The organism is Occallatibacter sp. FHG110214_02, assembly GCF_059115385.1.
Genome location: NZ_JBZYWK010000050.1, coordinates 36245 through 44104, shown reverse-complemented (window position 1 = coordinate 44104; position 7860 = coordinate 36245). Strand labels below are relative to the sequence as shown.

6 protein-coding genes, 1 tRNA gene and 1 pseudogene are annotated in these 7860 nt (G+C 57.1%); 2 read left to right on the top strand and 6 right to left on the bottom strand.

The features are described from left to right. Positions 1-832: pseudogene (locus tag AC5S3R_RS20695) on the bottom strand (mechanosensitive ion channel domain-containing protein); the annotation flags it as partial. 241 nt (positions 833-1073) lie between these two features. On the opposite strand from AC5S3R_RS20695, the gene AC5S3R_RS20690 reads away from it, so the two are divergent. After that, positions 1074-1367: a ComEA family DNA-binding protein gene (locus tag AC5S3R_RS20690; protein WP_494269098.1), complete on the top strand. Its 294-nt coding sequence runs from the start codon at positions 1074-1076 to the stop codon at positions 1365-1367. Between the two features lie 15 nt (positions 1368-1382). On the opposite strand, the gene AC5S3R_RS20685 is transcribed toward AC5S3R_RS20690, so the two are convergent. Then, complete coding sequence (locus tag AC5S3R_RS20685; protein WP_494269097.1) at positions 1383-4559, bottom strand: efflux RND transporter permease subunit; 3177 nt, start codon at positions 4557-4559, stop codon at positions 1383-1385. A 72-nt stretch (positions 4560-4631) separates the two neighbouring features. Continuing rightward, on the bottom strand, positions 4632-5696 hold the full coding sequence (locus tag AC5S3R_RS20680; RefSeq protein WP_494269096.1) for an efflux RND transporter periplasmic adaptor subunit: 1065 nt from the start codon (positions 5694-5696) through the stop codon (positions 4632-4634). Between the two features lie 416 nt (positions 5697-6112). Between AC5S3R_RS20680 and AC5S3R_RS20675 the strand changes: the two genes are divergently transcribed. Beyond that, positions 6113-6190: transfer RNA gene (locus AC5S3R_RS20675), tRNA-Glu, on the top strand. A gap of 188 nt (positions 6191-6378) precedes the next feature. Here AC5S3R_RS20675 and AC5S3R_RS20670 read toward each other — a convergent pair. Genes AC5S3R_RS20670 through AC5S3R_RS20660 form a run of 3 tightly spaced genes read right to left on the bottom strand, consistent with a single transcriptional unit; the run spans position 6379 to position 7809 of the window. Next, complete coding sequence (locus AC5S3R_RS20670; protein WP_494269095.1) at positions 6379-6678, bottom strand: hypothetical protein; 300 nt, start codon at positions 6676-6678, stop codon at positions 6379-6381. A gap of 32 nt (positions 6679-6710) precedes the next feature. Then, complete coding sequence (locus AC5S3R_RS20665; protein WP_494269094.1) at positions 6711-6887, bottom strand: hypothetical protein; 177 nt, start codon at positions 6885-6887, stop codon at positions 6711-6713. A gap of 34 nt (positions 6888-6921) precedes the next feature. Further along, positions 6922-7809, bottom strand: coding sequence for a tyrosine-type recombinase/integrase (locus tag AC5S3R_RS20660; RefSeq protein WP_494269093.1), 888 nt, complete (start codon positions 7807-7809; stop codon positions 6922-6924). Positions 7810-7860: the final 51 nt, after the last annotated feature.

Sequence of the window (7860 nt, the reverse complement as noted above, 5' to 3'; positions counted from 1 at the left end):
CTTCGTAAATGCTCACCAGTTGCTGCCGCAGGCTTGCCGCCTGGATACGAGCCAGCCGTGTCGTTCCATTGCTGGCCGCCGCATTTGCTTGTGAGCCTGCTTGCGTCGCAAGCGTGCTCTGCGTCTTGGCCAGGTTGGTTGCTGCCGCACGCGCCTCATCCGCGGCCTGCTCAATTAGCATCAGCCGCGAGCTCTGCTTGAACCACGCGCCGACTCTGCCTGCCAACGTGGCATACTTCGCCGCGTTCATCACAGCGGTCTCGCCGGTCGCATGGTCTTCGGCGTCATACTTCTTCATCGCCGCATTGCGTGCACCCAGCTCATCTTCAATCTGAGGACGAACATCTCCTGACGCCCGTGCCACATCTTGCCTGGCATCCGTCAACTCATCCGAATCCAGGGACAATTGCGCCTTCGCAATATCAAGATCGCTTCCGCTGCTCGATTGCCCGCTTTGTTGGCCGCCCTGTGGATTCTGTCCAGCCGCCGCGCCTGCAGTGCTCTGCGCCGCCGCCAACTGCTTCACCAGCGTCTGGTCCTGCGCCACTGCCTGTTCCAGTTGTGTAACCTTCTGGGCCAGCGCCAGCGCGGGGCCGGTCAGCGTGGTATTTTGCGCTCTCAGCGTAGCCTCACGCAGCGCCGCGGCAAATGCCTGATCCACGGCATGGTCCGCCAGCCGTTCCGCTTCGCGCGCATACCGAATCTCTTCCGTGCTCACAGCCAGCGGAGTCAGCGCCTGCGCCGTCTGCCATGGGCTCTGGTCAACAAGGGAAGTGCCGGTTCTCAGCTTGCCCCTCAGTCTCGGCAGGCTGCGCATGGCGTCGCGTGTCACCCACGCAAACACCAGGCAAAGAATAAGCAGAACAGAAAAAATAATTATCGATATAAGGCGTGGCCGTGTCAGAATACGTTCTTTTATATCTGGCCCGGCCGCAGAAGAATGCGGTGTAGTTGCCATGCAGCTATTCTTGCAGATTTGCGCCGATTCTCACAGCGCGCCCACGCAACAACCTGTCACGTGCCCCGCGCATCATGCTCTTGCGAGCCGCCGCCCTCTGTCGCACAATGAAAGCGTGCGCCCCCTTGCCATCTTCTTCTTCGCGCTTCTATGCGCAGCCCAGCCCGCGCTGCCGCAGACACAGCACGCTCCTTCCGCGCATATCACCATTGCGCCAGAAGACCGCATCGACATCAATCACTCAACCGTCGAACAGCTCATGAAAGCCCCCGGCATCACGCGCATCTGGGCCAACCGCATCGTGCGTTTCCGTCCTTATCGCGCAAAAAATGAGCTGATAGAGCACGGCATTCTTCCTGCCAGTGTCTATCAGCGCATCAAGGATTACATCATCGCGCACCGGGAGTAGCGCTTGCGCAATGTTTTAGGCGTGCGCCGGCTCTGACTCCGCCTTGCCTGCCTTCGCTCCCAATATCCTGCTCAAAATCACATACAGCACAGGAATAAAGAAGAGATTCAGTACAGTTGAAAGCAGCATGCCGCCCACAATCGTGGTACCCACAGAACGCCGCCCCAACGCGCCCGCGCCTGTTGCAAATGCCAGCGGCAGCACGCCAAGAATAAACGCGAACGATGTCATCAGAATCGGACGCAGTCGCAACTCCGACGCCTCAATCGCAGCCTCCACAACGGAACGCCCCTGCTTGCGGAGCTGCTCGGCAAACTCCACAATCAGAATCGAGTTCTTTGCCGAGAGGCCAATCAGCATCACCAATCCAATCTGGCAATACACGTCATTCGATAGCCCGCGCCACCACACTGCACCCAGCGCGCCCAGCACCGCCATCGGCACCGCCAACAAGATAATGAACGGCAGCGCAAAGCTTTCATACTGCGCGGAAAGCGTCAGGTACACAACCAGGATGCCGAGTCCGAAGATGATGATTGCCTTACCGCTCGATTCAATTTCATCCAGCGTCAGGCCAGTCCACTGATACGTCATTCCCGGCATCATGCTCTGCTTCGCCAGGTCTTCCATCGCGTTGATGCTCGCGCTGGAGCTATACCCCGGCGCCGACGAGCCATCAATTTCCACAGCGCGGAAAAGATTGTAGTGATTGATGACCGGCGGACCTGCGTTGTTAGTCACCTTCACAATGTTGTCCAGCGGCACCATCGTTCCTGAGTCCGACCGAACATAGAACGCATGCAGATTGCTCGCGTTCATGCGAAAGCCTTGATCCGCCTGCGCATATACGCGATACGTTCGGTTGTTGAAGTCGAAATCATTCACATACTGCGAGCCCATGAAGACGCCCAGCGTCGAAGTAATCTGCGAGAGCGAAATATTCAACGCCTTCGCCTTCTCGCGGTCAATCGTCACCAGCACCTGCGGGTCATTTGCAGAGAACTGCGTCAGCACGCTCGTCAGCTCTTTATGCGCTCCGGCAGAATTCACAATCTGGTGCGCCACGCGGTCTAAATCGGCCACCGTATTCTGTCCCGTGTCCTGCAGCATGAACTGGAATCCGCCCACGCTGCCCACACCCTGCACAGCCGGCGGCTCAATCATCGCCACCAGACCGCCATCCGGCGCAAACATCAGCATCTGCAGCTTCGGCCCAAGCCGCGCCACAATATCTTTTGCCGAGTGCCCCTTGGCCTTGCGCTCTGCGGACGGCTTCGTTGCCACAAACATCAAGCCCGCATTCGATGCAGCACCAGAGAAGCTAAAGCCCATAACCGCAAACGCACCCGCAATATCCGGGTCCTGCGCGATAATCGCATTCGCGCGGTCAGCAAGCGACGTTGTATACGCCAGCGACGAGCCCGGAGGCGCCTGCACAATCACCATCAGAAAGTTCTGGTCTTCCTGCGGAATAAATCCCGTCGGCACCACGCGGTACATCCACGCCGTCACGCCGAGCCCCACAAAGAAGATGAGCAACAGCAGATAGCGCAACCGCAGTGCCACGTGAACCATGCGCGCATACGTGCTCCCCATCCACTGAATCAACGCATCCGCGCCATGAATGAACGAGGCAAACGCCTTGGACAACGGAGCAATGTGCAAAAAGTCCAACTGCTTCGGACGTTCTTCCTCACCACGCAAAAACAATGCCGACAACGCCGGGGAAAGCGTCAGCGCATTAAACGCAGAAATCGCAATCGAGAACGCAATCGTCAGCGAAAACTGCCGGTACAGAATACCCGTCGTCCCCGGAAAGAATGACACTGGCACAAACACCGCAATCAGCACCAGCGACGTCGCAATTACCGCACTTGTCACCTCGTGCATTGCGCGCGAAGCCGCCAGGTGCGGGTCCGAGTGCTCAAGGTGCATGTGCCGCTGCACATTCTCAATCACCACAATCGCGTCGTCTACAACAAGTCCCGTCGCCAGCGTAATGCCAAACAACGTCAGCGTGTTGATCGAGAACCCGAACAGCTTGATAAACGCAAACGTACCGACAAGCGAAACCGGAATCGTCACCGCCGGAATAATCGTCGCTCTCCAGTCCAACAGGAACATGAAGATCACGACAATCACAATCACAATCGCTTCCACCAGCGTCGTAATCACTTCATGAATCGAGTCGCCAACCACCGTCGTTCCGTCAAAGGCAATCGCATATTCCAGCCCCGGCGGAAAACTCTTCGACAGCTTATCCAACATCGCTCGCGCCTCTTTATCCACCTCCAGCGCATTAGCCGTTGCAAGCTGCTGCACACCGATGCCCATTGCATCGTGCCCCATAAACTTCAGCGACGAGCTATAGTCCTCCGCGCCAACTTCGCTGTGCCCCACATCCTTCAGCAGCACCAGCCCGTTCGCCGAGTTCTTCACAATAATGTTGTCGAACTCCTGCGGACTGCTCAGCCTGCCCACCACGCGCACTGGTACCTGGTATGCCTGCCCGTTATCCGATGGCGGCTGTCCAAGCTGGCCTGCGGGAATCTCCACGTTCTGCTCGCCCAGCGCATTCACTACGTCTGCCGCAGTCAAATTCCGCGTCGCCAGCTTCGCCGGATCAAGCCATACGCGCATCGCATATTTGCGCTCGCCAAAGATCATCACATCGCCCACACCCGGAACGCGCTTCAGCGCATCCTTCACATAAACGTCCAGGTAGTTCGATAAAAACTCCGACGAGTAGCGCCCATCCTTCGTATAAAAGCCCGCGCCAAAGACAAAGTTGCTGTTTGCCTTGGTAATCGAAATGCCGGCCTGGTTCACAGCAGAAGGCAACCGCCCGGACACGCTGGCTACGCGGTTCTGCACGTCCACCGCGCCAATGTCCATGCTGTAGCCCGTCTGGAAAGTTACCGTAATCGTACTCACGCCGCTGTTCGTGCTCGACGAGTTGATATACCGCATTCCCTCAACGCCGTTAATAGCCTCTTCGAGAGGAATCGTCACAGCCTTCTCAACGGTATCCGCATTCGCACCCACATAGCTGCTCGTAACCGTCACCTGCGGCGGCGCCAACTGCGGATACATCGCAATCGGAAGCGTCGGAATACAAACCGCGCCCGCAAGAATAATCAGCAGTGCGCAGACCGTAGCAAATACCGGCCGATGAATAAAAAAATCTACCAAAGCGAGCCTTCCTTATCGTGTCGTGCATGGGTTCGCGGCCAGGTTTCATGGCCAAATCACGCGACCGGATTTTTAGCTGGGCAGCAGCATCACCGGCATTCCATTCACCAGGAACTGAGTAGCCGAAACAATCACCTTATCGCCCTCGCTCAGGCCCGCGGTCACGGCATAGTTGTTGCCCACCACATCGCCCAGCGTCACTGGAACCTGCGTGGCAAAATAATGCCCCTGCTGCTCCTTCGCCACATACACAAAGCTCTGCACGCCCTGCCGCGTCACCGCCAGCACCGGAACCACAGGCATCGGCTTGGTCTGCCATATCACGCGAGCCTTCACAAGCTGCGCCGTCCGCACCTTCTCCAGGCTTGAGTGAACGGGAGCTTTCACCAGCACGCCCTGCACTGTCGAATCCACCTGCGGCGAAAGGAAATTGATGCTCGTCTTCTCCAGCAGATTCCCATTCGTATCGGTCAAATCCACCGCAAGCCCCTGCCGCAGATCCGTCGCCCGCTCCGTCGGCACATAAATATAGGCTTCGAGATCTTTGTTCTCATCCACCGTCGTCAGCATCGTCGTAGCCGAAACATAATCGCCCACGTGCACGGGAATATCGCCAACCACCCCATCAAACGGCGCGCGAATCGTGTAGTAAGCAAGCTGCTCTTCCGCTGTCTTGCGCTGCGCCACCGAACTCTCATAATCAGCCTTCGAGTTCTCGTAAGACTGCTCGGCCTGCTCATACACATCGCGGCTCGTAATGCCGGCGTCAAACAGCTTCTTCTGCCGGTCAATCTCACGCACGTTGTAGTCGTAAACTGCCTTCTTCTGCAGCTCCGTCGCCTTCTGCGCATCCACGGTGGCCTGCTGGTGCAGCGGATCAATCGTCATCAGCACCTGCCCAGCCTTCACATGGTCACCCGAATGCGAATGAATCCCCGTCAACCGCCCATCCACCTGCGGCTGCAGCGTCGCCGAGCGCCGGGACTTGACTGTCGCAACATACTCACTCGCCTGCGCCACCGGAGCCATCGACACCGCCACCGTCCGCACCGGCATCGCCTGCGCACCGCCACCCTGCGCCGCCGGAGCAGCCGCCTGCTTATGACACCCGGCCACCGCCATGCCCATCACAATCATTCCGCTAAGCTTCCCAACACGCTTCAACAAAATAGATACCCTCACTATCGTCACTTCAGACAGGACTTCTCTCACTCATCGCTGCCACTCAGTCGATCCGGTTCAGCAACAGCAACTCATATTCCGGGGACGGTCCATTGTCGCAAAACTCTCATGAACTTGCCCATCTCCACGCACCCAGGCACAGAAAAGGTATCCAAAGATACGCACAACCCGCCCCGCCAGTTTCAAGCACCACAAAACCCTGCCCGCAGCACGTACCCTGCGCCCTGTACCCCGTCCCCTGTCTCTTTGACATACCCCCATAAAATTGATAATTTTGTAGATGGGCATCTGCGGCCACGCAGTCAGCCCTCTGGCCTTGGGACGATCCGTCGTACAACCGACCAACCAGCCCTCGCAGCCATCCCAACCGCGTCCCCGTCGTCTAGCCCGGCCTAGGACACCGCCCTTTCACGGCGATAACACGGGTTCGAATCCCGTCGGGGACGCCAATTAGAATCAATTACTTACAGGAAATATCATTGCCGGGCCGAAATTCTGGTAACGCCTGGGTAACGTATTTCTTTGATAATACTGGCGCGCACACTACTTTCTTCGATACACAATCTCGCCTACAGCATGGTAAGGAATTCCTATCGACTCAACTCGCCGGAGACATACTGCTTGGCCAGTTCGCGCACTACGCATCCCGCCAAGTGTGCTCTTTGAAACGCAGCCGCCAAAACTCTTCGGTTTCGGCCTTTCGATACCAGAAGGGCTTGCGGTCAATTATGGAACCATCGGGGCCGTCCACATCGCACACTCCCTGGGCATACAGGTGGGCCTCTTCGGGCGGCGGCGGGTCGTAGCGATCTGTTGCTTTGATGATTGTTCCCAACTCGTCCAGACGAGCGCGGTCAGCCTCGGTGAAGACGTGCTCACCTATCGGCAGGTTAGCAAGCAGGCTGAGATCAGCGGCAGTGTAAGGCTCGTTGCTCATAGGCTCTCCAGAAATTAGACGCTGCTCAACGTTTAGGCTCGGTTATCATTCAGCCTCATGATCTGCTGCACACCCTCGTGGAACGTCGCCGCCATTCGCATGAGCTTTTTGTCGAGCCGGTCGGTGTAGTGCCTATGTAGCACAGCCTGCACGATAAAGGCCAGCGTCGGTACACTTGCCGCGAGAATTGCGATAACTACTGTTCTCATCGTCAGCACCATCCTTGTTCCCTGTTCTAAATTTCTAGTTCGTGGTCGCGGGCAAGCTCTCAAGCTGGCCGAACACACCATCCAGTCTACCGACTGCCTCGGAGAGAAATGTTGGGGAGAGGTGCTGATACCGCGCGGCCATTCGTAAATCCTTGTGGCCGAGTAGCAGCGCGACAGTATGGATATCAGCCCCCTGCATCCGTAGCCAGCTTGCAGCGGTGTGGCGTAGATCATGAAATCGGAAGTCGTGAATTTCGAGCCGCGCACAAATACGGGAAAATGTCATACTGACGTGCGCTCCGGTGAATTCACCAAATGGCCGCGCTGTTGGTTGCGGCTTTTTCTCTGGAACTACAGATTCGAGCGCTGCAACGGCCATTTTGTTCAAGTAAACAATTCGGCCCTCGCCGTTTTTTGTCTGCGGTAGCAGAACACGGTTATTTTTGAAATCAATATCCAGCCACCGCAGTCCGAGAATTTCGGAGCGTCTCATCCCCGTGCACGCTGCTATAACCACAATCGGCTGCAACCATTCCGGGCACGCTTCCGTTACAGCTTTCAGCTCGCCGGGCTGCAAATACCGGATTCGACCAGCAGGCACGCGCGGCGGTTTGATCCCCTGTGCAGGATTGACTGGAATAATTTCCCACTCCATAGCCATCCGCAGCAAATGCTTCAGGCTGTTCAGTTCCTTTTGCACGCTATACGCCGAAACAATTCCGGAGCGTTTGGTAATGTACCGCTGAATGTCGCCACGGCGGATCGATGCGATAGGTCCCGGAAAAGCAGGCTGCAGGTGGTCTTCCAGAATTCCCTTTTCGCGGACGTATGCAGTATGGCTCACGCGAGCTTTTTGATGCGCCAAGTATCGCGGAGCAAGCTCGGACAATGTTTCTTTCCCCGGCGGCGTGAATCCCAGCACCTTCGCGTGTTCCACTCGGAGCAGTTCTGCCGCTCTTGCAGAGCGAGCCTG